The organism is Rhodococcus sp. T9N (assembly GCF_024436645.1).
Lineage (GTDB): Bacteria > Actinomycetota > Actinomycetes > Mycobacteriales > Mycobacteriaceae > Rhodococcus_F > Rhodococcus_F qingshengii.
This window is the reverse complement of sequence record NZ_JAMSKS010000024.1, coordinates 61425-86429: the sequence shown is the minus strand read 5'-3', so window position 1 is coordinate 86429 and position 25005 is coordinate 61425. Positions and strand designations below refer to the sequence as shown.

The following is a 25005-nucleotide window of genomic DNA, read 5'->3' as shown; positions in this document are numbered from 1 at the left end:
CCCCCCCCTCCCCCCCGCCGCCCCCCGCGCCCCCGACCCCCCCACCCGGGCCCGAATCCACACTCCCCCCCGGCGGGTTTGCGGCCTGGGGGGGGGCCCCCCCACCCCCCACTCCCCACAACAGGAAAGGGCAAGAGCATGTCTGCGGACTCGCGCGGCACCTCGACACAAACACGTCGCGAGTATCAGATGTTCGTGTTGCAGCAGCGTTTGTTGTTCGGATCGATCCTGGCAGGCACCGCCCTTGGAGTTCTCGCGATCAACTACTTCTGAAATATCAGGGGCCGCAACCGTCGAAGACAGGACAGAAACGACACAATCATGAGTTCGAGCACTCTCCGCTCGATCGTTCGTAGCGATCGATTTGCGGCAAGCAGTTCTTCTCTTCTGCTCGTGGACAGCGATTTTCGTATCCAGGGCGCAAACGACGAATACCTTGCCGTATCCGGTCGCAGCCTCGATCAATTGCACCGAGTGGAAGTGTTCGAAGCCTTCCCCGACAATCCCGACGACTCGTTTGCCGATGGAATCTTCTCGTTGACAGCGTCATTCGAGCGCACGATGCGGTCCCGAACTCGGGACACACTGCCGACTCAGCGTTACGACGTGCGCGACGAGCGCGGGAGCGGGATGTTTGTCACCCGATATTGGAATACGGTGAATTCCGCCGTCACCGATGATGACGGCAGAGTCATCGGTGTGCTTCATCGTGTATACGAGGTTCAACGACCGCTGGCTCAGCAGTCCAGTTCGGCGTCAGACGTCCTCACCCGCCTTCGCGCGGAAAATGACGAACTGAGAAGAGCTTTGGATTCTCGGCCCTTGATCGAGCAGGCCAAGGGATTACTGATGGCCGAGCGTGAGTGCTCGGCCGACCAAGCCTTCGACTTTCTGGTCCAGATGTCGCAGGAATGGAACGTCAAGGTGCGCGACATCGCCGGTGGTCTTGTCGCCGCAGCAGAACGACGTGCCGTGGATCAAAAGAATTCCTGACGACCGGGATTCAAAAGTTGTACGGCTGGGTAATGACCGACCAGAGGTACCCCCGAAATCTTCCCCCTCGAGGGAGGAGCCTCGAAGGTCCCGCCGGTTCAGGCCGGCGGGACCGAGCTTTGCCTTAACACCCGACCTGGATCCGCGATCCGAGTCGAGTTCGTCACGCAGCGAAGGGAACGTCCATGTTCATGCGCTCCTACACATCTCCCAGGCCCCTTGCCGACGAGTGGGATTGGCAACTGTCCGGCACCTGCCGCGACACCGACCCCGCTCTGTTCTACGACGACACGAACGAGCGCGGCTCCAGGCGAGCGAAGCGCGAGAGTTCGGCGAAGCTGGTGTGCGCCAGATGCCCTGTCGTGCAGAGATGCCTGGTGCACGCCATCCAGACCGGGGAACCCCACGGTATCTGGGGCGGCATGACGGCGACCGAGCGAGAATCGTTGCGCAAAGCTCGAACTGAACCACTGATCAGTGCCGCGACGAGCTCACGAGAGTAGACAGGAACCTCAGGGCCTGGCCTCGTGGTGCCGCAAACCGTGCGTGCGGCGTCGCTCCTTCATCTCGGCTTCGAAGAGGTGCGGCACTCCGCCTGCCAGCTTGTCGCGCACCACTTTCTCGCATTCACGAAAAAACGACCAGTAGTTCTCGTCGAACTCTTCGACCAACTGGAAAGTCCAGCGCCCCTCGACCACGTTCCGGCCCATCAACTCGCCCTCGACCTGATCGGCCAGGTCGTCGTTGCCGCTGGATCGCAGTAGCTCGACGACCTCGTCGAGCATCAGATCGGCATGCCCTATCAGCTGATGGAAGTCGTACAGAGCACCGCGTGCCCGTTCCACCGTTTCAAGGGCGTTCGACAGCACTCCTGCCGCCTTCACCTCGTCATCAGTGACACCTTCCGGTCGTATGTGTACGGGGATCTGTCTGTCCGAATGGGTGTCCATGAAGCGGCTGTACCCGAACGACGCGAAAATGAAAGATGAGGATTCGGTACGTCCGCACCACAGGTGATGTGTCTCACAATTCATCCTCTAGTTCGGGTAAAGAGGGTTAGTTCGCCGGGCGAAGGGTAATCCAAGGCCATGAATACTTCCGGGGTAGAGATGGCTGGCACGCACGGCCGGTACCGGTCCTTGCCTCGGTCCGCCGGAATTACGCCACATCTACCTACAGGAAGCCCCTTGATCCCTCTGTCGAGTCCGACCGAAACCGAACTAACTCACGACTCCATCGCCTCGCTCCGCGTCCGCGCGTCGTACTCTCAACTTCCCACTCTGCGCGGAATCACCCGAACGGTTGCCAACAACACCGGACTCGATGTCGACGGAACAGCCGACCTTGCTCTGGCGATGGACGAAGTCGCGAGCATCCTCATCGGCCACGCGATACCGTCCAGCGACTTGACCTGCCGATTCGACACCGTCGGCCGCACACTTCGGACTGTCGTGTCCGTGATCGCGCACTCCGAGATACCCGACAAGTCGCACAGCTTCGGATGGTTCGTTCTCGAAGCGCTGGTCGATTCCGTCCGCCTGGAACAGTCGGAAATCGACGCGGACGGTCACATCACCCTGACGATGACGCTTGAAAAGGGCTTGCCCCAGGAGCGTGCGTGACCGCTGTCCCACCGGACAAGAAGGACCAGTACGAAACAGCTGTCGAACTGTTCGTCTCGATGGCCTCGCTTCCGCCGAATGATCCCAGCCGAGAAAAAATAACCACCTCGATCATCGAACTGTGCCTACCCCTGGCCACACACGTCGCTCGCCGATACCAGGGGCGTGGCCAGCCTTTCGAGGACTTGGAGCAAGTTGCTCGCGTCGGGCTCATACAGGCCGTGCAGCGATTCGACGTCGACAAAGGATCGGATTTCCTCTCGTTCGCGGTCCCGACCGTCATGGGTGAGGTTCGCAAGCATTTTCGCGATCACGGCTGGTCCGTGCGAGTGCCTCGTAGCCTTCAGGAACGGCACCTTGCCCTCAACCGGGCGCTCACGACTTTGTCCCAGACGCTCGGCCGTGCACCGACAGTCGCGGAACTCGCCAAGGAACTCGACATCGAACCGGACGAGGTCGAACAAGGTTTGACCGCCGGTAATTCGTACCGAACCACACCGCTCGACACCGCGTCCGCCGGCGACGGGAGTGGTCTGACTCTGATAGACACTTTGGGACAGTACGACGAAGCGATCAGTCGGATCGACAATCACGAAACCCTGCGGCCCGCGCTCCTGGCACTACCGGAGCGCGAGCGCACGATCGTCGTTCTCAGATTCTTCGGCCATCTCACCCAATCCCAGATTGCCGAAAAGGTCGGCATCTCTCAGATGCATGTATCCAGAATCCTCACTCAGTCACTGAAGCAGCTACGCACCGAGATGGGTGAAATCTTCTGAAGGTACGTCTCGAGGATCAGATGTATTCCTGTGCAAGACGTTCCAGCTCGTCTCGATCGATGAGACCGGGCTGGCCGATGTCGAGGGCCTCGAGATACTTGTTGGCGAGGCGGTAATCGTGCCCCCACCGGCCGTGCTCGCCGTCCTGCTCGGTGCGCTGCACACTGGAACCGGGCGGAACCTCGTCCCGCAAACCGTTGGTCTCCGCGCCGATCAGTGTGTCGAGCTTGGTCGAGATGGCCGTGAGTGCATCGCGGTCGTTCATCTGATTCCCTTCGTCCGGTGACGCTGATCTTCCACCATACCGAAGCGTCGAGCCAAAAACATTGCACCGCTTAATATTCGACCTCTCACCTGGACCGATTCACGCCCTCGAGCTACACTGAACGGTACCGAGGTTGAGAATACAGCCGGGGTTGAAGCCACTGGCGCTCGGTTCGCATCAAGGCTCTGGATCAGGTGAGCATTTCCTGCGCACATCTGTACTGTTCATTTCCATTGAGCTCTAAAGCTTTCCACGCCTGGACGCATTAACTTTCCGCGCCGCCAGATCGGTCGTCAGCCTTTCGATGAAAGCACACAGACCGGATCTGCCATGAATCTGAATGAACTCGACCACACACCGATCGATTCCATCGATCCCTCAACACAATTGGGGCCGATCGTGGAAACGCATGGTTTCGCGGCCTGGCGGATAGCGCCCTCGACAGTCCTGATCCAGGTCGAGGTCGACCTCGACAAACTCTCCGCCCCAGCACTACGAGAACTTCTCAACTCGTACGCTGCGGAGTGGTCTCGCGTCATTCTGGACTTGTCCAACTCACTGTTCGTCGGTGCGGTCTGCCTCGAACTGTTCGCCGAGCTGAACTCCCGTTCGCGAGCCAACGACTTCCAGTGGGCCGCGATCGGGTCACACCCGCTTCGACGCTTGCTTCGCGCGGCGCGGGCGGAAGAGGAATTCCCGGTCACCAACTCTGTCGAGGGAGCAATGCGCGCGCTCGACGAAGCAGAGAAGTCACTCGAAGCCTCCTGACGCGACGGCTGCACCGGCGTCGAGCGCCGGGCGCTCGCAGCGACTAAGGTTCGTCGGGCTGTCCGACGAGCTGAGAGAGACCGAGAATGACAATCGCCAAGCGCCTCGATGCCTTGCAACAGAAGCATCCGGCCCTGGGGTTCCCGATAGCGGTCCTCTACAAGTTCCTCGACGATCAAGGTGTTTATCTAGCCGCGCTGATCGCTTACTACGGCTTCGTCTCGCTCTTTCCTCTTCTTCTGTTGCTCTCGACCATTCTCGGCTTCGTGCTGTCGGGCAACCCTGAGCTTCAGCAACAGATCTTGGACTCCGCGCTGCATCAGTTTCCGGTGATCGGTGACGACCTGGGCAATGCGCAACAGATCGGCGGCGGTGTCACGGGTCTGGTGATCGGAATCGTCGGTGGTCTCTACGGTGGCCTCGGTGTCGCTCTGGCTTGCCAGAACGCGATGAACACGGTGTGGTCGGTGCCCCGAAACATGCGACCGGATCCCATCCGCGGGCGTCTCCAAGGGCTACTACTCCTCGGCACGATCGGTCTCGCGATCTTGGGGACCACCGCTGTCTCCAACATCGGCGGTGCGCTTCATCTGGGCGGTTCGTTCAGCTTCCTACTGACCCTTGCGGTAGTCGTCTTGAATGCGGGCATCTTCATCGTCGCTTTCCGGCTCACCTGCGCCCGCCCGCTCTCGGTAGCCGATGTGGCACCTGGAGCGATCGCCGCTGCTGTTCTCTGGCAAGCACTTCAGTCCTTCGGTGCCCTCTATGTGACCTCTGTGGTGCGGGGTGCCTCCACCACCAATGGCGTCTTTGCCATCGTTCTGGGTTTGTTGGCCTTCTTGTTCCTCGCTGCAGCCTCGATCGTCATGTGTGCGGAAATCAACGTCGTGCGAGTCGACAAACTCCATCCGCGGGCGTTGTTGGCTCCGTTCACCGACAACACCGAACTCATCGAAGGCGATCGGCGCACCTTCGCCGATCAAGCAAAAGCACAACGCGCGGTTCCCCACGAGAACATCCATGTGACGTTCGACGGGCACACCAAACCCGACGATTCGGACTGATCTCGACCCCGATCGAGTTGGGTATTTGGTCCCCTCCTCGGTATCGGGGTGGCATTCTGCGCCGCGAATCCAGATTTAACACAGGTGTTGTCATTTCGCGCTGCATCGAAGGGACGAATACATCACAGCAGGTAAACGCGCATAGTTGAACAATCACCTGCTTCCGACGTGGTCCCGGAACGGGACAAAGCCGTCAAATACTGCAACTCGCCATGCATGTAATTGGAGACAGAAAAAGAAGAGCATGGCAGGATCAGGTGTGAGACCGGACTCTCGATGGGAGGGCTCGGCTCGATGGATCCAGGAGAATTTGGTTATGGCTCAGGGCAGTGTCAAGTGGTTCAACGGTGAAAAGGGCTTCGGATTCATCGAGCAGGAAGGTGGCGGACCGGATGTGTTCGTTCACTACTCGGAGATCCAGGGCAGCGGCTACAAGTCCCTCGACGAGGGCCAGAAGGTCGAGTTCGAGATCGGACAGGGCCAGAAGGGCCCCCAGGCTCAGAACGTTCGCGCCATCTGAGTTCGATCCCAGTCTGACTTCAGACTGAAAAGGCTGGACGCTGCACCGCATGGTGCCGGCATCCAGCCTTTTCTTGGTTTCCGGGTCGTCTTGGTTCACGGGTCGGGCTTGTTCCCAATTGGCACCGGTTACGTCGCTCGCGCCCGCTTCTTCTTGTGGGAGCTGTCGCAGAACGGCGCGATGCCGGTCCGCCCACATCGACACAATGCAACCGTAGAGCGCTTGTTCTCTATCGGGGTTCCGTCGTCACGGAGCAACTCGAAGTCACCACGCACCAGCAGCGGGCCGTCCGTGCAGGCGGTTATGGTGGTGTTGTTACCGGGAACACTCGGTGTTTCGGCAGATGACGATTCGGGAAACGCGGTCATATGTCCTCTTCAGTTCTCGATTCGGCCACTGGCGTGCCCACTTCCATGCCTGTTCCACAGGCCCGCGGCCCACTGAGCGCCACTCTCGTTTCCATTCTGCGCTCCTCGGCCGATCCGAGGGAGATTACGGCTGCCGCTGACGCGTACGAGGATGCACAGTCCACCGACCTCACCTACGACATTCTTCGTGACGACGACGCTCAGCTGACCCTGACGCTCCTCTACGAGCTTCATTTGCAGGGAATCGAGAACGTCTCGGACAAATGGGAGTGGAATCCGGACCTGCTCGCGGTGCGGTCTCGGCTCGAAGAGCGTTTCGAGTCCGCCATCGCGCAACTCGTGGGGACAGTGGAGTCGTCTGGCGACGTCGTGGCCGACCTCTGGTCGATGACCGCCCCCAGTGCAGGCCCAGGTCTTGCGTCCTTCATGGCGAAAGATGCAACGATCGATCAGTTCTCGGAGGTGCTGATTCACCGTTCGCTCAATCAGCTCCGCGAGGCGGATGTGCACACCCTCGGAATTTCGCGTCTCTCCGGTGCCGTCAAGGCCGCCCTCGTCGAAGTGCAGAGCGACGAGTACGGAGGCGGTCGCGCAGAGCGAATGCATTCGCGTCTTTTTGCCGACACCATGCGGGCTGTAGGTCTTTCGGACCGCTACGGCCACTACATCGATTCTGTTCCCGCGGTAATGTTGGCGTCGTTGAATGCTCTCTCGCTCTTCGGTTTTCATCGCCGCCATCTCGGAACGCTGGTCGGGCACCTGTGCGCTGTCGAGACCACGTCTGCGCTGCCGAGCAAACGATACAGCGCAGGACTGCGCCGACTCGGATTCGGTTCGGGCGCGACACTGTTCTACGACGAGCACGTGGAAGCGGATTCCGTTCACGAACAGATCGCCGTTCGGGATCTTGCCGGCGGTCTCGCTTCTTCGCAGCCGCACCGCACTGATGACATCTTGTTCGGCGCCGCAGCGTGCCTGGCGTTCGACGATCTTCTCGGCGATCACCTCACATCGAGTTGGGAGAAGGGCAAGACTTCGTTGCGCGAATGATCACGAGTTGTTCGATTTCCTGACCGGTGGTGATCAACCCTCGTGCCTCGAGCATGGTGCGCCTCTCGCGCATCACGGGCCCGAAGGGAACGTACTTCCGGGCTGAAATCTCTACGGCCATACCGTGTTCTTCGAGTATCGCCTCGGTCTTGTCGACCCCACACAGCACCGATTGCAGGAGAAGCAGTGTGCCGCCCGGGACGAGCACCTCGTGAACGGTGGCTGCGATCCTGTCGATGAGGGCGCGTCCGTCCTTTCCTGCGTCCCAAGCACGTTCGATTCCAGCGGTAGGGAGATCATCTGCAAGAGCAGGGACGTACGGCGGGTTGGAGATCACCAGATCGAAGAGTTCGCCGTGCACCGCCTCGGTGAGGTCGCCACGACGGGAGTCGATCGAGGTTCCGTTGAGGATCCCGTTGAGACGAGCATTGGCACACGCGCGGCGAGATATGTCGACCGCGACGACGTGGCCTGCGCCTGCCGCGGATGCCGCGACAGCGAGGGCGCCGGTCCCCGTGCACAGATCCAGCACCCGACTGCGAGCGGTGAGGCGCTCGAACAGCAGCGCATCCGCCAGTAACGACGTGTCGTGTTGCGGTGGATACACACCAGGTAAACGCAGGATCATCATCGGCTCCTCTTTTTCAGGCGACATCGCACATCGCTGCGTGCGGCTACCCAGGAACCTCGGATTTCATGCAACATCGAAGCAAAGACCGCCTGGAACGGTTACATCGCCGCAATTTGCGGAGTAGACCTGAATCATGACAGGCAATGCGGACACCCCACAGGGAGCCGCGGCGTTTGCTTCCGCAGCAGATTCGCTCGACACCCTCGCCGAAGCGATTGCCGGACTCCGGTCCACTCTGAACACGGACGCGCATCTCGACTCCATGCTCCAACGTCTGGCCGAGACGGCGGTCAAAGCGCTGCCGGATGCCGATGCTGTCAGCGTGACGGTGCTGTCCGCCGATGGCCCACGAACTGCTGCATCTACCGCGGACTACCTTTCCGCGATAGACGATGCCCAGCATTCCGCCGATCGTGGTCCGTGCGTTGACGCCGCGCGCACCATGTCGTCGGTTCGGTCGAAGGTGGGTGATCACGACGACAAATGGCCGGAATTCACCGCCGAGGCCCGGAAACAGGGTGTCCGGTCCTACTTGTCCGTGCCGCTCACCATGGGCGAAGGAAGCACCGAACTTCTCGGCGCGTTCAACGTCTACGGATTCGCCTCGACAGAGTTCAAGCCCTTCGACGAAGAGTTGATGAAATTGTTCACCGCCGGTGCGGGCGCGGCGATCGCAGATTCACGACGCTGGCGTCAGGCACACGAGCACATCGAACAGTTGCACTGCGCCATGGAATCTCGTGCCGAGATCGAACAAGCCAAGGGCGTGCTGATCGCCATCCACGGCATCGACGCCGACGAAGCATTCAGCCGACTCGTTCAGCAATCGCAGCACACCAACGTGAAACTGCACGAGGTGGCCCGGATGCTCGTCGATTCGGTGCGCCACCGCCGGTTCTGAAGATTCTTCGGTGCAAAACCCCGTTTTGCACCCGAAAGCACAGTCGCAAAACCCCGTCTTGTACCCCGCCGGCACATCTCTCAAACGTATCCAGAGATGTTTCACCGAAACAGTTTTCGACCTGCACGGCTGCTGGCGGTCGCGCGGCGGCACCCGTCCGAAATGTGGTTATCTGTTGAGAACCGGGACGAAAGAAGACCCGACCGTACCAGGGTGAGGAAAGGATCGTCACTGTGCCAATCGACCAGGTTCTTGTCGTAGTTCCCGCCCACAACGAAGCCGAAGACCTCCCCAATTGCCTTCGTGCACTCGCAACAGCGGCGTCGGCTTGCGTTGTCCCCGTCCGAGTGGTTGCCGTCCTCGACAACTGTTCGGACGGAACCGCGGGGGTCATCCCCGACGGGGTGGAAGTACTCCGCGTCGAGCATCAGAACGTCGGCCGTTCGCGAGCGACGGGTTTCTCTGCGTTCGGCTCGGATTTGGGGGCCTCAGCGTGGTTCGCCACGACCGATGCCGATTCGGTGGTCGGCCCCACCTGGATTGCGCGCCAATTGGAGTATGCGCGTACTGCGGACGTCGTCGCGGGCACCGTTCGCATCGCAGACTGGGAAGGCCATCCGCACTCCGTTCGCGAACGGTACGAACGTATGTACCACGCACATCCCTATGGTCGACACGGTCACGTCCACGGTGCCAACCTCGGTGTCCGCGCCGATATGTACTGGGACGTCGGAGGATTCTGCGATCTCGAAGAAGACGAGGATGTCGATCTCGTCCGGCGGTTGAGCGAGGCCGGTGCCTGTATCGCGTGGGCAGAGGACATTGCGGTCACCACGTCTGCGCGTCTCGACGGCCGAACTCCGGGCGGCTTTGCCGGACATATCCGTAACCTGGGTGGTACGACCGCCGATAACGAAGAAGCGGAGCTGGCACGATGAAACGACTACACACACTCCTGGACGCAGGTGGACTGTACTTGCCGCTGCCCGGCGGCGGCGCGACGGCCGCACGGTGGACCTCCCTGGCAGAGCTCACACGGGAGAATGTGGTTCTCGGCCGGATGGCTGAGGCTCACACCGATGCCGTCGCGATACTCACCGAACTCGACGGACCGGATCCCGAACCCGGGCAGCTGTGGGGAGTGTGGGCGGCCGAGCCACCCCAACCTGTGGTGAATGCGTCTGAGCATGTGGGGATCTGGACGCTCACCGGTCGCAAGTTGTGGTGTTCCGGCGCCAACACCTGCACGCATGCACTGATCACCGCCTTGGTCGACGGTGTCCCCTCCCTCTTCGCGGTCGAGCTCGGACTACCTGGGGTGCATCCCGTTCCCGATTCGTGGAAGGCCGTCGGTATGGCCGAAAGCGACTCCAGCGCGGTCGACTTCGACATGGTTCCGGCCATACCGGTCGGGACGGCAGGCGACTACCTGAGCCGCCCGGGGTTCTGGCACGGCGCGATCGGCGTGGCTGCATGCTGGTACGGCGGCGCCTGCGGCGTCGCTGATCCGTTGTACGACAAGGCTGCAAGCAGCGAAGACCCCTACGTACTCGCACACCTCGGTGCGGTCGATGCAGCGCTCGCCGCAGCGCGCAACGCGCTCGCAGTCGCGGCGGCCGAGATCGATGCGGATCCCTTCGACGAAAATGCCGAGGCCATGCATCGGGCACTCCGTGTACGCGCAATTGTCGAGCGCGCCGCTACCGAGACCCTGGATCGGGTGGGACGCGCTCTCGGCGCCGCACCGCTCTGCATGGACGCCGCGCACGCCGCACGGGTAGCCGATCTCACCGTCTACTTGCGGCAGAGTCACGCCGAGAAGGATCTCGCCGAGCTGGGCCGGATTGCAGCCAAGGGGAAACGGCCGTGGTGAACTCGAAATTGTTCGCGCAGAAACCTGTCGACGACGGCGGTACTCCCGAATCGACATGGCGGGAGTGGGGAAGAAGTTTTCCGGAACTGGATCTCACCGGATGCTCACGATTGATCATCGTCGCTCCCCATCCCGACGACGAAATACTCGGTCTGGGCGGAACCGCTCTTCTGGCAATACTTTCCGGCATCAGTGTTCAGGTCGTATCTGTCACCGACGGCGGAGCTTCGCATCCCGATTCACCGACCGTGACTCAGCCCGAGATGGAACGCCGTCGACGGTCCGAGTCGGATCGGGCAGCGCGTGTCCTCGGAATTCCCACACCGGTTCGATTGAGCATCCCGGACGGAAAGATCGGCGAGAACCGACAGGAGTTGACCGACCGCCTCAGCTCGATTCTCGGTGATTCCTCGGCGGATACCTGGTGCGCCTCCACGTGGCGCGGGGACGGCCACCCGGACCACGAAGCCACCGGAGACGCGGCGGCGAGGGCGTGCGCGGACACTGGATCGCGATTGATCGAGTATCCCATCTGGGCGTGGCATTGGGCCGCGCCGGATCATGCGGCAGTCCCGTGGGAAAGAGCACGAAAGGTGACCTTGCCCTCCGACGTTCAGGCTGCGAAATCTGCTGCCACCAATGAGTTCACTTCACAGATCGCTCCGCTTTCCGATCATCCCGCGGATGCGCCCATCCTCCCCCGCCACGCGATGGAACGATTACTGAGGCCGTACGAGACGGTGTTCGTATGAGCGATCGTGAACTCCCCGCGGATTACTTCGCCAAGATGTATGCCGCACAGTCCGACCCATGGGATTTCGAATCCCGCTGGTACGAGCAGCGGAAGTACGCACTCAGTGTCGCTATGCTCCCGAAACCTCGATACCGTCGCGCATTCGAACCGGGGTGCTCGATCGGGGTTCTCACCGAGAAGTTGTCCGAGCGCTGCGACAGCGTTCTCGCCACCGACATCGTCCCGACCGCACTCGAGAGCGCTCGTGCGAGGCTTACCGGACATGACGCCGAATTTCGGCTCTGGGCCTTGGGTGACGACTGGTCCGAAGAAACCTTCGACCTCGTCGTCATCAGCGAAGTCGGCTACTACCTGACCTTCGAAAAGCTCATCGAGGCAATGCTGCAGGTCGTCGAGCATCTCGAGCCTGGCGGAACGCTGCTGTGCGCCCATTGGCGTCACGTCGTGCCGGAGTATCCGCAAAACGGTGACGCTGTTCATTCGGCTGTGCGCCAGACGCCGGGGTTGGCGCAGTTCGCGTCGTACCAGGACGAGGACGTGCTGATCGATGTCTTCGTGAAGGGTCCGCCGTCACCACCGTCGGTAGCTCGTTCCGAAGGTCTGATCTAGTAGACCTGTGCGCGGTTGAGGAGTGTGGGGGCTCCTCAACCGCGCACGGGGGTCAGTCTCGCTGCTCCAACGCGAGGTCCGTATCCGACTGCAGTTCACCGACTTCGGACTTCAGGATCCGCATCGACCTGCCGAGGCCCCGGGCCGCGTCGGGCAGCTTCTTCGAACCGAACAGCACCACGAGCACTACTGCGACGATCGCCCAGTGAGTCGGGCTGAGCGCGCCCATCAGGCGGGTTCCTTGCCGTCGGGGTACACCGCATCGACCTCTACCTCGACGAGCCAACCGGCAACGGGCAGTCCGGCAACCTCGAGGGCGAATCGGGTGGGCCGGGCGCTGTTTCGCTCGATCGGAGCGATCGGCTCGGCCGTGCCCATCGGCACCAACTCGGTGTCACCCGTGTCGAGATTGGTGTTGGCGAAGAACTGCCGGTACGCGCGATTCCATCCTGTGTAGTCGGCCTTGTCCGATCCCGGCGCGTTGTCGAGGAAGACGCGCATCGTCACGACGTCTTCGAGACTCAATCCCTGAGCTTCGAGGTTGTCGCGGATCTTCTTGAGTACATTGATGCCCTGCGCCTCGGTGACGGTGACACCGGTCGGCAGAACACCGCCGGAGAACTGACCGTCGATGTACGACTCCGGCGAACCTTCCGGCGCCGCCTTGTTTCCTGCCGACGGACCGATGCCGCTGGTCTTGTAGATTGCGGTGTCGCCGCCGATCGCGACGCCCTGAGCGATCATCGGGTTTGCCTGCCCCGCTTCGAGAATCGATTTCGAGACGAACGAACTCGATGTGGTCTCGGCGTCCGCCTCGTCAGACGAGCAGGCAGTGGCGAAGCCCAGTAGCGTGGTGGCGGCGAATGCCGCTGCAAGGACCTTGGTGCTGCGAGATTTCATGATTAGACCTCCAGAAAAAGTGATGGGAAACGAAGCACGTCAGGCAGTTTGCGCAACACGCTGATGCAGGTGGGTCACGACGTCCTGCGCGGACGTGAAGGCCCCGTGCTGCCAGGCGATGGCGTTGGAGAGGTGATCGCCGGCGAAGTAGATCCGGTCGACGGGTTCGAGCAGCTTGGTGTACTCGGGAGTTGCCATGCCGCCGTGGGAATCTCCCGCGCCGGCCCATGATGCCCAGGCGGATTCCGAATACTTGGTGCGACGCCAGCTTCCGGAGAAGGACGACGAGATGTCGCGAGTGTATTTGTCGCCGTGGATTTCTGCGCCTTCGGCGATGGCCTTTGCCAGCCGCTGACGGTGGGTGAGCGATTCGAAAGCCTGTTGACGCTTACCCGAGCTGTAGTACGCGACGACGACGCCGCGGTCGGAGTTGTAGTGATCGTAGGGGAACATGATCTGGGAGATGTCGCGGTCGGTGTTGGACGCGCCACCGTAGATGCGGTCCTCGGTCTCCCACCACCGACGCGAGTACTCGATACCGAGCTTGCCCGACGACGACGGCTTGGCGGCATCCAGCGCGAGCAGGATATCGGAGGGCAGGTTGTTGTTCAGCCGCTTGATCAAGTGCGGTGGGATCGTGCAGATTGCGTAGTCGGCGGTGATCGACTTGGATTTGCCGTCGACGACGTAGTCGACGGTGACGCCTTCCGGCACGTTCTTCATGCCGCTGACCTCGGCGCCGAACTCGATGTTGTCCATCCCGATCGCGTCCTGGAACTTGTAGTAGATCCGGTCCATGCCACCGACGGGGGTCATCATCGTCATGGCCTGGTCGTAACCGAACTCGAAGGAGAATGCACGCCCGATGCCGCCCTGGATGACATCGCTCATCCCGAATGGTTCGATCTCGGTTCCGAAGTTGAGGCCGGCGCCCGGCTCCGCGGAGTGCCCTCGACGCGAGGATCCGACGTAGCGGCCGTCGCTGGAGAGATCGCCGAAGTCGGTGAGGAAGGACGAGAGTGCTTCTTTGTCTTCCTTGCTCAAGACCTGGTCGAGAGCGCCCTGATTGGTGGCCTTCTGCAGCAGCTCGGACATGTATCCGTAGGTGTCGGCTTTGGCTGCTCGGTAGGTGATCGACTGATTCGCCAGCGGCTTGTTGCCGGTGTAGTTGACGAAGGTGTTCGCGTTCTGGTTTCCGAACATCTGCAGTTCGACGCCCAGTTCGCGGCAGTAGTCGATGGTGTTGTGATTTTGCGGAATACGCGTCGCACCGAGGTTGTAGAAGTGCCCCTCGGAGAACGAACAGGTCTGTGTCTCACCGTTCAGGTCGGTTTCTTCGGTGCCGTTGCGGATCGACCACACCCGACCACCCGGGCGGTTGCGTGCTTCGAGGACGGTGACCTTGTATCCGGCCTTCTGCAGTTCGTAGGCAGAGCACAGCCCGGACGGTCCGCCGCCGAGGATCACGACGGAGTGATTTCCCTTGACCTTTCCGATCAGGTCACCCGCAGCAGGTGCCTGAAATCGCCTCGGCGTCGACGCCACTGCCGGCGCCAGGCCGATGGACGACATAGCACCGAGCGCCAGGCCCGCGCCGCCGGTGATTCCCAGGCTGCGCATGAAAGATCTACGTGTGTATGGCATTCGAGCTCCCCAGTGTGCTCCCGGTGACCCGGGTGGTTGGTGTTGAACACAGACTTCAGGAGCGTTGGGTCCGGAACTTGACGCGCAGGAAACAGTCGGTGGGGACCGAGTGAGAAACGTGCGAGCGTTCGCATCTTGCTCTCTCACCCGAGTGCGATCAGCGGAAGCATGCCCGCAATATCGGCGTTACAGAACCGGACTAGCGTGACGCGACATGTCCGCTCTCACCGAAGCCATCGCGCGGTCCTTCACCACGCGCGAGAAGCAGCCCCCGGCGCGATCACCGCTGCGGGCGTTGGGCCGTCGGCAACTCTCGGGCGCCGAAGTGCTGGCCCAGTCGGTGGCAACCACTGCTCCCGCTGTGTCGATGGTGGTTCTGCCCGTCACCATGCTGACACACGGCCGATTGTTGAGCGGGATGATCACCATCATCTCCGCCACCGTGCTGGTGACGCTCATAGCCTTCTGCGTTTCGCAGTTCACTCGCCGAATGGCTGCGTCGGGCGGACTGCACAGCTTCGTCTTTCGTGGCCTGGGCACCCGGGCAGCATTGACCACCGGCATCGCCATGCTGGTCAAGTACGTCGGCAGCGCGGTGATGACGCTCTATCACGGCGGACAGGCCGCAATCGCATTGCTCGGCTTCGCGGGTATGCACGTGGACAAGACTTTTCACGTCATCGCGCTCTATCTGGGGATAGCCTTGCTGATTCTCGGCGCTCTCGTGCGAAGTGTCAGATTTGCCGCGCTCGCGATCCTCGTCGTCGAAAGCTGTTCACTTCTGTTCATCGTCGGGCTCATGATCCTGGGCGGTTCCGGAAGTCAACAAGCACAGATCGTTCCACCCACCTCCGGCCACGGGTTGTTACTCACCGCCCTGGCTGCCGTGTTCGCTCTCGCCGGATTCGAGAGCGCGGCCTTCTTCGGCCCCGAGGCCCGTCGTCCGCTGGTAACCGTCACCCGCACAGTCCTTCTCACTCCGATCATCTGTGGATCGCTCTTCATCTTCGCGGGCTGGGCCGCTTGGTCCGGGCGCAGTGACACCCTCGTCAACGCCTATCTCCACGGAACGGCGACGGGCGTGAGCCCCGGTGTCGTGATCGCGCTCAACGTCGGTCTGGGGTGCTCGTGGCTGGCGTCGTCGATGGCGTCGTCCAATGCTGCGTCACGCCTGGTCTATTCGTTCGGTGTCGAGCGCCTACTCCCCCGCCGGTTCGCCTCGGTTCACAGTGCCTTCCGTACGCCCTACTTCGCATTGACTACCGTGGTCTGCACCGTCCTGCTGGGCGGCGGAACCTTTGCCGTTCTCGGGCGCGGAGAAATCTTCGACGACGTTCGACTGACTGTTCGCGGCGCCGTCATCGTGGCCTATGCACTGACGGCTATCGCATCCGTTGTCTTCCTGACACGGATCGGCGAGCACACTCCCGGCGTTCTCGCGGCCGCGTCGTGTGGCAGTGGTGCCGGAGCGATAGTCCTCGGTTACCTGGTTTATGCCAACACGATCGACCACGCGTACGTTGCACCGATCGCCGTGCTCGTGATCCTGACTTCGGGCACACTCTGGCAGTTCTACCTGCGACGCCGAAGCCCCAAAAGTCTGCTGCACGTCGGAGCTTTCGACAGTCCCGAAACCGAGGACGTACTACCAGGAGCTGGGGTGTTCGCCACCGACGCAGCCGGAAACATCGTGCTGGTGGGCGAGCCGACTGCCGGCGCCCGCTGATGGTGGGCCGACCACGCGACCTCGGTGGGCACGAACCCCGAGCGGTTCAGCGCGCCCTTGCCCTCCTCGAGTCGGCGGCCAGGCTCGGATCGGGAGCCACCGCCAAGGACATTGCCGCCCTGGCCGACATCCCACCTGCCACTGCGTATCGGTTACTCAACATCCTTGTCGCCGACGGTTACCTGGTTCGGATCGCCGACCTCTCCGGCTTCGCACTAGGCCGACGCACCCGTGAATTAGCCGGGGCTGCCGCCGAACCCACACCCATCGACAATTCGGTGCTCCTCGAAGAACTCCGCGAGCAGGTACGGTTCGGCGTCTACCTCGCGTCGTTTGCAGAAAACAGAATTCGGCTCGTCGATCGCGATCCCGACCACGAACTCAGTGGTGAACGGACACTGGTCACAGCCGTTCACGCGTCGGCTATCGGGAAGCTGCTCCTCGCCAACCGACCCGAATTGGCCGAGGCCCCACTGCGAAAGGTCACCGCACACACCATCACCGACGGCGACCAGTTGGAACTCGAACTCTCTCGGATCCGGCGCGGTGAGGCCGCCCGTGAGGTCGACGAGATTCGTGTCGGACGCTCCGCCGTCGCCGTCCCGATCCACGACGCGGAAAGGTGTGTCGTCGGTGCCTTGGCTGCGATAGGTCCGACCGGCAGACTTTCCGTCGACGACGTAGACCTGGTCGTGCTGTTGCGGGAGTACGCGGAACGCATCGTTGCACCGACGATGTCGAAGGCAAGCTGAAAGTCAGAGGCCGAACACACGTTTGGCAAAGCCGAGATGCTCGTCGGCCCAGCCGATGACGCCGAGCGTGGAATCGAGATTCTGCGGCGGAGTGCGCACCAAGGTGTCGCGTCGGACGAGTCGGTCGAAATCGATCTGAGCGCGGTCGAACTGGACCCCTGCCGTGACCATGATGTTCGCCAGTTCTTGCGCCATCACCCCGTACGCGACTGTCGTGGGATGAACGCCGTCGAGCGAGAAGAGGCCGCCCGAAGCGCGGCCGCCGCGACCGTCGGCGGAGAGGAACAGCGAGTCCGGCACGGGTTGCAAGTCGGTCAGCGCCTTGGGAAGGGGGTACGGCGTCCACCATGACGGCCGCGCATTGACGTCGGTGACGTAGCGCCGTGAGGCCACGCGCTCGAGCAACCCGGCAATATCGCAGAGGTACCAGTCCTTCCCCACCCGACGGGCATTCGCGACGGCTTGCTCGATTCCGTCGTTGTACATGTCGATTGCGGTGTCGACGGCCCACGCCTGCGCGCCGGTGATGTGCTGATCGCGTTGTGGGTCGAAGTCGGTGTCGCGCACCCACGGTCGTGCGTAGTACGGGAAGTAGCGGGATCCGATTTCGATCTTCCCCCCGAGCCCGTGGGCGATCGGTGCGATGGTCACGTGTGGGACGGTGCAGAGGATGACGTGCTGGGCGTTGATCTTGCGGATCGCGGCCAGCACCTCGGCGTACTCCGACGCGAAGTGCTCAGGCCGCCACACCGTGTAGTCGCGCTTGCCGCCCGGATCACGGAAGTTGTTGCCGCTCCACTCGACTCGAAGTTCGGTGACGGTGCGGAGCGCGTTGTTGGCACCGAGGAAGACGATCAGAGTTTCGATGCCTTCCTTGCCCAACTCCGCTGCTGCGTCGAACGCGGTCATACGCTTCTCGGCGTCGGAGCCTCGCGGCAGAACTCGCAGTGCGGCGCGCTCGCCGTTGTTCTCGACGATCTGGCTGATCAAATCGTCGTGCGGTTGGTGAAGAGCATCCTCGCAGCCCTGCGCCGTCTTGGTCAGAGCGTCACGAAGATCCCACCCGTACACCGAGAGGTTGTGGTTGATTGTCGAGAATGTCGGCGCTTCGCTGCCCGGTCCGCGTTCCCAGTAGTCCTCTACCTGATCCATGAACGCGCGCGCAGCAAAGAGTGCGAGCGGAACCTCCCAGAGGTCGAGCCGCGGGCCGAACCGCTCCTCGAGGGTTCGGAGCAACAGTTCGATGTTGAGCGGAAGCCCGCCCGGGCCGCCGTAACGGGGAAAGCGGAACTGATCGAGCCGGCCCAGCTGGTGAGCAATGATCGCCGGATACGACAGATCAGTATTGAAGATTGCCCCGCTCTGGAATCCCTGCGACAGCGAATCCCCGATGACCACCAACCGGTGGGGAGCATCGCCACCCGGTGGAACTACCGGAATCCCGATTGTTGAATCGAACTGAGGAACCCTGGGCCCTGCTGCGGCCGCGGCCACGACGTCGTCGGGAGTATCGGGTGGAAGTTCCATGCCCACTCACCTCCGGAAAAGTCCAGCTGGTCAGCTGATCAGTGGTGGCTTACGCCGATCGGCATTGTCCTGCTCCGATTGCTTCTCGATCGACCTGACAACCTCGTCGGCCCACTGTTGATTTCGCCCGTCGAATTCCGCGCGGTCCCGACGCGCGATACCCCGCCCCACCAGGATGGCAATCGGAATGGAACACACGACCCATACGAGTAGTACGCCTCCGACAATCCACCACATAACCAGTAATTGTGCCCGATTCGACGACTGTTGTGCTCCAGGTCGAAACATCTGTCCGAATCGTGGCGGTCAATCCAGTTGAGCGCGCAGGTCAGAAACGATCTGCGCCGACGGTTTCACGGGCTTTGCGAACCTGATTCCAACCACGAGCGGCGATGCCGAAGGCAACAAGCGACATCAGATCCGAGACCGTCAGACCGTGTTCTCTGTTCAACGACCACAAGACCTGACCTTCCAGCGGTCCATTGAAGAACAGCCACGCCACCCCTGCACAGACGGTCACAACAACACTGGCTTTGGACGGCTTCATCAAACACACGGTGCTGGTCACGAACAACAAGTTCATGAAAACCAGACCGTAGAAAATTCCGATCATGCGACTCCCCCCGAAGTTCGTTCGTTCAGCCGCGGTTGAAGTTCAGGTACGCCTTCGACGGTGTCGGGCCGCGCTGGCCCTGGTATTTGGATCCGGCTTCGGAGCTTCCGTAGGGGAACTCTGCAGCGCTCGAGAGCTTGAGCAGGCAGAGCTGTCCGATCTTCATTCCCGGCCAGAGCGTGATCGGCAGGTTTGCGACGTTGGACAGCTCCAGTGTGATGTGGCCGCTGAAACCCGGGTCGATGAAACCGGCGGTGGAGTGCGTCAAAAGGCCCAGGCGCCCGAGGCTCGACTTACCTTCGAGACGGCCGGCCAGGTCGTTCGGCAGTGAGCACACTTCGAGAGTCGAACCGAGAACGAACTCGCCGGGATGCAGTACAAACGGCTCGCCCTCTGCCGGTTCGACCAGGCTGGTCAGCTCGTCCTGGCGCAGTGCCGGGTCGATGTGCGTGTACCGCGTGTTGTTGAAAACCCGAAAAAGACCGTCGAGGCGCACGTCGACGCTCGACGGTTGCACCATGGAATCGTCGAAAGGGTCGATACCCAGACGTCCAACGGAGATTTCGGCACGGATGTCACGATCGGAGAGCAGCACAGGTAGAGGTTACCGGTTCTGCGGGCAGTGCCGGCCCATCGCCGGGGCGATCACACTGTGGTTACCGAACACGATGCGCGGGTTCTGGACTCCCACGGGAGAGCCCAGCCCCACCTATCTCAAGTTCTCCATCCCGAAAGGTGTTCCTGCGCAAAAATTTTGGGCAAATCATTTACCGAAGGCGCCGACTTCGACACGCCTGTGTTGATCAATGGCGCCCGGGGACACCGCCGCTTGAAAGCTCGTCTGATAATGTTCGGAAAGCACGTTGATCGGCGGTGAAAACACGTCCGGTCGGCTGCGACGCCGATGTAGTTCAATGGTAGAACATCAGCTTCCCAAGCTGAATACGCGGGTTCGATTCCCGTCATCGGCTCCACAGATTCTCCGCAGTTCAGAGCCCTTTTGGGGCAGTCGAACTTCGCTTGTTTGGGACCCAATCCTGTGACAGGTACACGGCAGGTACACAACCCCCTCCATTCAGTGATCAGTCAATGTGAATCCAACGAAAATGGGGGTGCTAGAGGACCGCGTCTCGGAATTCTGCAGTTCATCGATGCAGTCCGACTGGTCGTCCCCCGGCCTGAATCGGTGTCCATTGCGCGCACTGTCAGGAGAGTGCTGTCGACCTCGAAGCCGATGGTCGCCGGTACCTCGGTTCGTTTGCCGTCCATCAGTGATTCGAGCGCGACTACCAACAAATGGGTTTGGAAACTGTCTCCGCTCGGACTCCGCGCAGCTTGTCAGTTGAATATTGCAAAAACGATCTGCCGTAGCGCACCCATACGCCGAGGACCACAACTCACGCACGAATGCAGGTCTTCTCACAATCACAGCTGTGAAAGGACCCAAGTGCGTCAAAAAATCACCTTCGAAAAGCATCAAGTACGTATTCTTCCTCAGTACCGGACAGCGCTGACCGTAAGTCCCAACGCACGCCATCGGTCTGCACATTTAAACCCTCACCAACCTACATCTTGTGCCTGCTCGGATCATCCGTGGATCAACTCATACACTCCGAATCCGGAGAGCCGGATAAAGCTCGAAAAAATACCCCAGTTTCGAGGACCGTCACATTAGCGTCGCGCTACCTTCCCGAAGATCTTTAGAAACCGGCAGACTGGCCCCAATTCGATAGAAGGCCGTAAGTGTCCAGAGTCGAAACCTCATTCCCCGCAAGCATCGCAGCGTCTTCCCTGGTTATGACGTTCGGAACTACGGCTTCTCACGCAACTGCCAAACCGGGCAACTTTGGCGCAGGTGCTTCTGGTGGATCTTGGTTGGTGGACTACAACTCCTCGAATGGCCTCGGATATATCAGGACAGTCACCTCATTCGGTCCAGGCTCGCCGCTTACATTGCAGGTCTCAATTTCGATAGCAGGACATCTGCCCTGTATGCAGTAGCGAATACTGCCGGGCCCTAGACGGAGCGAGGAGGTGAATTCAAATGGATAATGTCCTCTTTGCTATCGTCAACGTGATCGTGGCGATGGCGAACGGTTCCACGATCCCCCTCTCATTAGAAGGCGCAGGGCCACTAACCGCTCCCGACTTGTAGAGAAGATCGGCCGACCGCATGTGGATGACATTTTCAGCTCTGCCTGAAACCTGCATATCAGAAGATGCGTGGATCGTGCGGTGGTCACAAACATAAGCTCCCCTACCTGGCCAGGAAGGGGAGCGTATGTTTGACAGGTCCCAAATAGTCGGTCGAGGCCGCCCCGAATAGGATCAGCAACCGAATGTCACAGCGCCGACTGGTTTGATCACGCGAGTGCGCACCGTGAGCAGAATTCACACAGAGGTCGATTAATGTGCATCTGCTGAATCAGCCTTCTCAGCTCCGTTTGATCGAATACGTCTGCTGGCTCGAGTGCCCTTGCCACGGTGAGGCAAGCTACCGATCTCGGACGCGGGCGGGCGCTGTCTCTTGATGTTGATGTTGACCACGATGGACCTGTACCTAGTTGGCACTGACCAATTTAGGTCGTCGAACAGGTAGCCGGTGGAAGCGCTTCGGTCTTCGGCCCGATCACGAGCGGCCGCTATGTGGTGAGAATCGGTCGGTCTCCTCTTGAAATGTAGTCGGCGAATCGCTCAATTCCTGCTTGTGAGAAGCTTCCTCGACCTGCGCGTCTAAGTGCGGCTTCGACGAATGGGAGCGGTTTCCTGCGGTATGTGCGGTAGATGCTGTCTAGTACTGGTTGCAGTGCCCGGCGTGCGAGGTCTGCTGTTTCCGGGTCTGAACCCCCGAATTTCACTGTCACATTCGGCATAGATACCCCTGCTGGTCGAGTGTCCGATTCCCTGGCCGGAAGCGTACGTATCGGGATTGCAAATCAGTACAGAAACACCAAAACGGGGCGCTAAGTCCCTACTTGCGGTGGATACGACTCCGTCTTTGGGTTGACGAAAAGGGGCCCGACCGCGGCGTGCGGTCCGGCTTCTGTTCTACGACTGCGGGTTACGCCCCGAAGCCGCGGCTTCTGGTTTCGCCGGCTTCACGTTGGGTGGCGAACTGCCGATGCTGACTGGTGTTTGCGTCAACGCATAGCGAACTCCCATCTACAACGTCCATGCAGAATGACCCCCGCGACATAGTTGCCGTCTTCGATGAGGTGGCCGAATTCATTGAGGCAATAACTACCGGCCACCCGAAGGTGCCCCGTCCCGTGGTCGACCACCTAGATCGGCGGTTCCATGGTTCCGCAGAAGCTCAATGCCTGTGCGCAACGCCCCGGGATCTGGAAGTCGTAGCTGGTCTGCATCCAAGCTGTTCCATCAGCCTCTGCGATGAATGTCCCGATAGGCAGCGCTCGGAGACCCAAGTCATCGGTGCCAGATTCCGCGATCTCATTGCCAACATGCCCCACGACGTTCTATGGTTCATTACATGAGTAATGAACCAGTGAACATCGGGCATCGATCATCGTGATCGACGACGGACGACCACTGTTCCAGCAGATCGCCGAGCAGATCGAAGGCTCGATCATCGACGGCTCCCTGCCGGAAGACGGGCAGGTGCCCTCAACCAACGAACTGGCGGCGTTCCACCGAATCAATCCGGCGACGGCAGCCAAGGGCCTCAATCAGCTCGTAGGCGAGGGGATCCTCTACAAGAAACGGGGAATCGGAATGTTCGTCACGGTCGGTGCCCGCGACGCACTCAGGTTCAGACGCCGAGAAGCGTTCGCGCGCCAGTACATCGAGCCGCTGGTCGCGGAGGCCGACCGGCTCCAGATTTCCCTCGGCGAACTCAAATCCATGCTGGACGACAGGAAGGCGGACCGATGAACGCAAGCACGACAACGACCGAGCCCCGAGTCAGGCGTTTCGACGAAACTGAACTTGTCGCCTCGATGCGCTCCGTGGACAGAAAGTACGGGGATGTCGACGCGCTCGCGGACGTCTCGTTCGAGATCAGCCGCAACAAGATCTACGGCCTACTCGGCCGTAACGGCGCAGGCAAGACGACGATCATGCAGATACTGACCGGGCAGGACCTGCACACCAGCGGCGACGTCGAAGTTTTCGGGGCCGCCCCTTTCGAGAATGCCGACGTCCTGGCAAACGTGTGCTTCGTCAAGGAAAGCCAGACGTACCCCGAAGACCTCAAGGTCAAGCACGTACTCGTCGCCGCCGGCCATCTACTCCCGAATTGGGACCACGCGTTCGCCGAGACACTGCTCGACGACTTCCAACTTCCCCTCTGTCGCAAGGTGAAGAAGCTTTCACGCGGCATGCGGTCGGCATTGGGGGTGATCATCGGACTCGCCTCCCGCGCGCCCCTGACGCTTTTCGACGAGCCGTATCTCGGTCTCGATGCCGTTGCACGCCAACTGTTCTACGATCGCCTGCTTGCGGACTACGCCGAACATCCTCGCACTGTGGTGCTTTCGACTCACCTGATCGACGAGGTAGCCAATCTGCTCGAGCACGTGATTGTCGTAGACAGCGGCCGGATTGTCGTCGACGAGGACGCGGACGCACTGCGAGGTCGCGCCGTGCTGGTATCCGGTCCCATTGATGCGGTGGATGCCGTTGCTGCGTCCGGCGGGGTCCTGCGCCGGGAGACACTGGGCGCCCACAGCCGAATCATGTTGCAGGCCGATGTGACAGAGACCGAGCGAAACCGACTGCGGGAGGCAGGAGTCCAAGTGGAACCGGCATCTTTGCAGGAACTTGTCATCGCGACTTCGACGCAGCGCAAGGAGATCACCGTATGAGTATCGCAACGACAGAGCCACGGACGGTCCCGAAGACGCCCGCTCGGTCCAGGATCGGTGCCGTCCTACAACTGCACACGGTCGCGTGGCCGTTGCTGATCGCCTGGCCGGTGGGCATCCTGTTGATCTCGTTCCTGATCAGCTTCACTATCTACGCGATCGTCGGGAACGAGGAGGGTGAAGGATTCACCGGCAGTGTGTTCTCGGTCTACGGTTTCGTGCTGGCGTTCTACCTCCAGTCGATGACGCAGACGTTCCCATTCGCGCTCGGACTGAGCGTGACTCGCCGCGAGTTCTTCACTGCCACCACGGTTATGGCGCTGGCACAGTCCGCAGTCTTCGCAATCGCGCTGCAACTGCTGTCCGTGCTGGAGTCCGCCACCAACGGCTGGGGTGTGCACATGCGCATGTTCGGCATCGCACGCTATTTCACCGACAACACCGCCGTACAGTTGCTCGCACTGTTCGCGACGCTGCTGCTGACCAGTTCGATCGCAATGCTGGCAGGTGCTATCTACCAGCGGTGGAGGATCACCGGTCTACTCGCCTCCCTCACCGGGCTTTTCGGCTTGCTCGGCTTGTCAGCGATCGCGATCACCTGGGCTGAGTGGTGGCCGGCGATCGGTTCGTGGTTTGTCGATACTCCCCGAGTGGTACCGATGGCACTACTCCCTCTGGCCCTTGCCATCGCGTGCATCGCCGGAGCCTGGGCGACGTTGCGTCGAGCAACGCCGTGACCGCGCAATCATGTGCGACGCCACATGTCGCGTCGTCTCGAAGTGCTCGTCGGATCAAACCCGTCTAGACAGCTCGTCCCCCTCCC

The 25005-nt window shown here is 61.0% G+C and carries 30 protein-coding genes and 1 tRNA gene; 20 read left to right on the top strand and 11 right to left on the bottom strand.

The window, feature by feature from the left end; translation table 11 throughout:
• Positions 1-138 precede the first annotated feature (138 nt).
• From M1L53_RS28570 to M1L53_RS28560, 3 genes are all read left to right on the top strand, one after another.
• On the top strand, positions 139-273 hold the full coding sequence (locus M1L53_RS28570; protein ID WP_256718224.1) for a hypothetical protein: 135 nt from the start codon (positions 139-141) through the stop codon (positions 271-273).
• A 48-nt stretch (positions 274-321) separates the two neighbouring features.
• Complete coding sequence (locus M1L53_RS28565; RefSeq protein ID WP_007726556.1) at positions 322-993, top strand: ANTAR domain-containing protein; 672 nt, start codon at positions 322-324, stop codon at positions 991-993.
• Positions 994-1178: 185 nt separating this feature from the next.
• Positions 1179-1496: a WhiB family transcriptional regulator gene (locus tag M1L53_RS28560; protein WP_003943622.1), complete on the top strand. Its 318-nt coding sequence runs from the start codon at positions 1179-1181 to the stop codon at positions 1494-1496.
• A 9-nt stretch (positions 1497-1505) separates the two neighbouring features.
• Here the strand turns inward: M1L53_RS28560 and M1L53_RS28555 are convergent, their stop codons facing one another.
• On the bottom strand, positions 1506-1943 hold the full coding sequence (locus tag M1L53_RS28555) for a hypothetical protein (RefSeq protein WP_039972685.1): 438 nt from the start codon (positions 1941-1943) through the stop codon (positions 1506-1508).
• 237 nt (positions 1944-2180) lie between these two features.
• Between M1L53_RS28555 and M1L53_RS28550 the strand changes: the two genes are divergently transcribed.
• Both M1L53_RS28550 and M1L53_RS28545 read left to right on the top strand, forming a co-directional pair.
• Positions 2181-2615 (top strand): anti-sigma factor, encoded by a 435-nt coding sequence (locus tag M1L53_RS28550; protein ID WP_003943620.1) that lies wholly within the window; start codon positions 2181-2183, stop codon positions 2613-2615.
• Positions 2612-3394, top strand: coding sequence for a SigB/SigF/SigG family RNA polymerase sigma factor (locus tag M1L53_RS28545; RefSeq protein ID WP_003943639.1), 783 nt, complete (start codon positions 2612-2614; stop codon positions 3392-3394). Before M1L53_RS28550 ends, M1L53_RS28545 begins: the two co-directional genes overlap by 4 nt.
• A gap of 16 nt (positions 3395-3410) precedes the next feature.
• On the opposite strand, the gene M1L53_RS28540 is transcribed toward M1L53_RS28545, so the two are convergent.
• The gene (locus M1L53_RS28540) at positions 3411-3659 is read right to left on the bottom strand and encodes a hypothetical protein (protein WP_003943680.1); all 249 of its coding nucleotides are present in this window, start codon (positions 3657-3659) and stop codon (positions 3411-3413) included.
• A gap of 330 nt (positions 3660-3989) precedes the next feature.
• Here M1L53_RS28540 and M1L53_RS28535 point away from each other — a divergent pair, with 330 nt between their 5' ends.
• From M1L53_RS28535 to M1L53_RS28525, 3 genes are all read left to right on the top strand, one after another.
• Entirely contained in the window at positions 3990-4427 is a 438-nt protein-coding gene (locus tag M1L53_RS28535; RefSeq protein ID WP_054187566.1) for an STAS domain-containing protein, read from the top strand.
• A gap of 86 nt (positions 4428-4513) precedes the next feature.
• Entirely contained in the window at positions 4514-5491 is a 978-nt protein-coding gene (locus tag M1L53_RS28530) for a YihY/virulence factor BrkB family protein (RefSeq protein ID WP_003943713.1), read from the top strand.
• A 316-nt stretch (positions 5492-5807) separates the two neighbouring features.
• On the top strand, positions 5808-6011 hold the full coding sequence (locus M1L53_RS28525) for a cold-shock protein (RefSeq protein WP_003943666.1): 204 nt from the start codon (positions 5808-5810) through the stop codon (positions 6009-6011).
• Positions 6012-6139: 128 nt separating this feature from the next.
• On the opposite strand, the gene M1L53_RS28520 is transcribed toward M1L53_RS28525, so the two are convergent.
• Positions 6140-6379, bottom strand: coding sequence for a CDGSH iron-sulfur domain-containing protein (locus M1L53_RS28520; protein WP_003943717.1), 240 nt, complete (start codon positions 6377-6379; stop codon positions 6140-6142).
• On the opposite strand from M1L53_RS28520, the gene M1L53_RS28515 reads away from it, so the two are divergent.
• On the top strand, positions 6380-7429 hold the full coding sequence (locus M1L53_RS28515; RefSeq protein WP_054187567.1) for an iron-containing redox enzyme family protein: 1050 nt from the start codon (positions 6380-6382) through the stop codon (positions 7427-7429).
• Here M1L53_RS28515 and M1L53_RS28510 read toward each other — a convergent pair.
• A complete protein-coding gene (locus tag M1L53_RS28510; protein ID WP_037131016.1) occupies positions 7386-8084 on the bottom strand; it encodes a HemK2/MTQ2 family protein methyltransferase in 699 nt (232 codons plus the stop codon). The genes M1L53_RS28515 and M1L53_RS28510 overlap by 44 nt on opposite strands.
• 109 nt (positions 8085-8193) lie before the next feature.
• On the opposite strand from M1L53_RS28510, the gene M1L53_RS28505 reads away from it, so the two are divergent.
• From M1L53_RS28505 to M1L53_RS28485, 5 genes are all read left to right on the top strand, one after another.
• Entirely contained in the window at positions 8194-8961 is a 768-nt protein-coding gene (locus M1L53_RS28505; RefSeq protein ID WP_003943624.1) for a GAF and ANTAR domain-containing protein, read from the top strand.
• A 233-nt stretch (positions 8962-9194) separates the two neighbouring features.
• On the top strand, positions 9195-9899 hold the full coding sequence (locus tag M1L53_RS28500; RefSeq protein ID WP_042452319.1) for a glycosyltransferase family 2 protein: 705 nt from the start codon (positions 9195-9197) through the stop codon (positions 9897-9899).
• On the top strand, positions 9896-10834 hold the full coding sequence (locus M1L53_RS28495; protein ID WP_047269036.1) for an acyl-CoA dehydrogenase: 939 nt from the start codon (positions 9896-9898) through the stop codon (positions 10832-10834). Before M1L53_RS28500 ends, M1L53_RS28495 begins: the two co-directional genes overlap by 4 nt.
• Positions 10828-11586 carry a PIG-L deacetylase family protein gene (locus M1L53_RS28490; RefSeq protein WP_003943643.1) on the top strand — a complete coding sequence of 253 codons (759 nt, stop codon included), beginning with the start codon at positions 10828-10830 and terminating at the stop codon, positions 11584-11586. The genes M1L53_RS28495 and M1L53_RS28490 overlap by 7 nt, the downstream gene beginning before the upstream one ends.
• The gene (locus M1L53_RS28485; protein ID WP_007726541.1) at positions 11583-12197 is read left to right on the top strand and encodes a class I SAM-dependent methyltransferase; all 615 of its coding nucleotides are present in this window, start codon (positions 11583-11585) and stop codon (positions 12195-12197) included. The genes M1L53_RS28490 and M1L53_RS28485 overlap by 4 nt, the downstream gene beginning before the upstream one ends.
• Before the next feature lie 52 nt (positions 12198-12249).
• On the opposite strand, the gene tatA is transcribed toward M1L53_RS28485, so the two are convergent.
• From tatA to M1L53_RS28470, 3 genes are read right to left on the bottom strand one after another with little or no spacing between them, the layout of a single operon-like run.
• Positions 12250-12426, bottom strand: a complete 177-nt coding sequence (tatA, locus tag M1L53_RS28480; RefSeq protein WP_003943732.1) for a Sec-independent protein translocase subunit TatA — start codon at positions 12424-12426, stop codon at positions 12250-12252.
• Entirely contained in the window at positions 12426-13097 is a 672-nt protein-coding gene (locus M1L53_RS28475; RefSeq protein ID WP_007726540.1) for a Rid family hydrolase, read from the bottom strand. Before M1L53_RS28475 ends, tatA begins: the two co-directional genes overlap by 1 nt.
• A gap of 39 nt (positions 13098-13136) precedes the next feature.
• Entirely contained in the window at positions 13137-14717 is a 1581-nt protein-coding gene (locus M1L53_RS28470; protein WP_007726538.1) for an FAD-dependent oxidoreductase, read from the bottom strand.
• Between the two features lie 238 nt (positions 14718-14955).
• On the opposite strand from M1L53_RS28470, the gene M1L53_RS28465 reads away from it, so the two are divergent.
• Positions 14956-16467, top strand: a complete 1512-nt coding sequence (locus tag M1L53_RS28465; protein WP_054187568.1) for an APC family permease — start codon at positions 14956-14958, stop codon at positions 16465-16467.
• Entirely contained in the window at positions 16467-17219 is a 753-nt protein-coding gene (locus M1L53_RS28460) for an IclR family transcriptional regulator (protein WP_042926394.1), read from the top strand. Before M1L53_RS28465 ends, M1L53_RS28460 begins: the two co-directional genes overlap by 1 nt.
• 3 nt (positions 17220-17222) lie before the next feature.
• Here M1L53_RS28460 and M1L53_RS28455 read toward each other — a convergent pair whose 3' ends face one another.
• The 4 genes from M1L53_RS28455 to dcd form a co-directional block, all read right to left on the bottom strand.
• A complete protein-coding gene (locus tag M1L53_RS28455; protein WP_054187569.1) occupies positions 17223-18746 on the bottom strand; it encodes a hypothetical protein in 1524 nt (507 codons plus the stop codon).
• A 30-nt stretch (positions 18747-18776) separates the two neighbouring features.
• Positions 18777-18983 carry a hypothetical protein gene (locus M1L53_RS28450; RefSeq protein ID WP_007726530.1) on the bottom strand — a complete coding sequence of 69 codons (207 nt, stop codon included), beginning with the start codon at positions 18981-18983 and terminating at the stop codon, positions 18777-18779.
• A 91-nt stretch (positions 18984-19074) separates the two neighbouring features.
• Positions 19075-19359, bottom strand: coding sequence for a hypothetical protein (locus tag M1L53_RS28445; RefSeq protein ID WP_054187570.1), 285 nt, complete (start codon positions 19357-19359; stop codon positions 19075-19077).
• Positions 19360-19384: 25 nt separating this feature from the next.
• The gene (gene dcd, locus M1L53_RS28440; protein ID WP_003943702.1) at positions 19385-19954 is read right to left on the bottom strand and encodes a dCTP deaminase; all 570 of its coding nucleotides are present in this window, start codon (positions 19952-19954) and stop codon (positions 19385-19387) included.
• Between the two features lie 305 nt (positions 19955-20259).
• Between dcd and M1L53_RS28435 the strand changes: the two genes are divergently transcribed.
• The 4 genes from M1L53_RS28435 to M1L53_RS28420 all read left to right on the top strand — a co-directional run bounded on the left by M1L53_RS28435 (position 20260) and on the right by M1L53_RS28420 (position 24919).
• Positions 20260-20333, top strand: a tRNA-Gly gene (locus M1L53_RS28435).
• A gap of 2554 nt (positions 20334-22887) precedes the next feature.
• Complete coding sequence (locus M1L53_RS28430; protein WP_007726518.1) at positions 22888-23250, top strand: GntR family transcriptional regulator; 363 nt, start codon at positions 22888-22890, stop codon at positions 23248-23250.
• A complete protein-coding gene (locus tag M1L53_RS28425) occupies positions 23247-24182 on the top strand; it encodes an ABC transporter ATP-binding protein (RefSeq protein WP_054187572.1) in 936 nt (311 codons plus the stop codon). The genes M1L53_RS28430 and M1L53_RS28425 overlap by 4 nt, the downstream gene beginning before the upstream one ends.
• Positions 24179-24919: a hypothetical protein gene (locus M1L53_RS28420; protein WP_054187573.1), complete on the top strand. Its 741-nt coding sequence runs from the start codon at positions 24179-24181 to the stop codon at positions 24917-24919. The genes M1L53_RS28425 and M1L53_RS28420 overlap by 4 nt, the downstream gene beginning before the upstream one ends.
• Positions 24920-25005: the final 86 nt, after the last annotated feature.

Coding starts and splice junctions, on each gene's coding strand:
- M1L53_RS28540 (WP_003943680.1), bottom strand. CDS start 3,659: ATGAACGACCGCGATGCACTCACGGCCATCTCGACCAAGCTCGACACA.
- M1L53_RS28530 (WP_003943713.1), top strand. CDS start 4,514: ATGACAATCGCCAAGCGCCTCGATGCCTTGCAACAGAAGCATCCGGCC.
- M1L53_RS28445 (WP_054187570.1), bottom strand. CDS start 19,359: ATGATCGGAATTTTCTACGGTCTGGTTTTCATGAACTTGTTGTTCGTG.
- M1L53_RS28505 (WP_003943624.1), top strand. CDS start 8,194: ATGACAGGCAATGCGGACACCCCACAGGGAGCCGCGGCGTTTGCTTCC.
- M1L53_RS28535 (WP_054187566.1), top strand. CDS start 3,990: ATGAATCTGAATGAACTCGACCACACACCGATCGATTCCATCGATCCC.
- M1L53_RS28420 (WP_054187573.1), top strand. CDS start 24,179: ATGAGTATCGCAACGACAGAGCCACGGACGGTCCCGAAGACGCCCGCT.
- M1L53_RS28460 (WP_042926394.1), top strand. CDS start 16,467: ATGGTGGGCCGACCACGCGACCTCGGTGGGCACGAACCCCGAGCGGTT.
- M1L53_RS28510 (WP_037131016.1), bottom strand. CDS start 8,084: ATGTCGCCTGAAAAAGAGGAGCCGATGATGATCCTGCGTTTACCTGGT.
- M1L53_RS28425 (WP_054187572.1), top strand. CDS start 23,247: ATGAACGCAAGCACGACAACGACCGAGCCCCGAGTCAGGCGTTTCGAC.
- M1L53_RS28475 (WP_007726540.1), bottom strand. CDS start 13,097: ATGAAATCTCGCAGCACCAAGGTCCTTGCAGCGGCATTCGCCGCCACC.
- M1L53_RS28485 (WP_007726541.1), top strand. CDS start 11,583: ATGAGCGATCGTGAACTCCCCGCGGATTACTTCGCCAAGATGTATGCC.
- M1L53_RS28495 (WP_047269036.1), top strand. CDS start 9,896: ATGAAACGACTACACACACTCCTGGACGCAGGTGGACTGTACTTGCCG.
- M1L53_RS28515 (WP_054187567.1), top strand. CDS start 6,380: ATGTCCTCTTCAGTTCTCGATTCGGCCACTGGCGTGCCCACTTCCATG.
- M1L53_RS28470 (WP_007726538.1), bottom strand. CDS start 14,717: ATGCGCAGCCTGGGAATCACCGGCGGCGCGGGCCTGGCGCTCGGTGCT.
- M1L53_RS28520 (WP_003943717.1), bottom strand. CDS start 6,379: ATGACCGCGTTTCCCGAATCGTCATCTGCCGAAACACCGAGTGTTCCC.
- M1L53_RS28525 (WP_003943666.1), top strand. CDS start 5,808: ATGGCTCAGGGCAGTGTCAAGTGGTTCAACGGTGAAAAGGGCTTCGGA.
- M1L53_RS28560 (WP_003943622.1), top strand. CDS start 1,179: ATGTTCATGCGCTCCTACACATCTCCCAGGCCCCTTGCCGACGAGTGG.
- M1L53_RS28565 (WP_007726556.1), top strand. CDS start 322: ATGAGTTCGAGCACTCTCCGCTCGATCGTTCGTAGCGATCGATTTGCG.
- M1L53_RS28465 (WP_054187568.1), top strand. CDS start 14,956: ATGTCCGCTCTCACCGAAGCCATCGCGCGGTCCTTCACCACGCGCGAG.
- tatA (WP_003943732.1), bottom strand. CDS start 12,426: ATGGGCGCGCTCAGCCCGACTCACTGGGCGATCGTCGCAGTAGTGCTC.
- M1L53_RS28455 (WP_054187569.1), bottom strand. CDS start 18,746: ATGGAACTTCCACCCGATACTCCCGACGACGTCGTGGCCGCGGCCGCA.
- M1L53_RS28555 (WP_039972685.1), bottom strand. CDS start 1,943: ATGGACACCCATTCGGACAGACAGATCCCCGTACACATACGACCGGAA.
- M1L53_RS28450 (WP_007726530.1), bottom strand. CDS start 18,983: ATGTGGTGGATTGTCGGAGGCGTACTACTCGTATGGGTCGTGTGTTCC.
- M1L53_RS28570 (WP_256718224.1), top strand. CDS start 139: ATGTCTGCGGACTCGCGCGGCACCTCGACACAAACACGTCGCGAGTAT.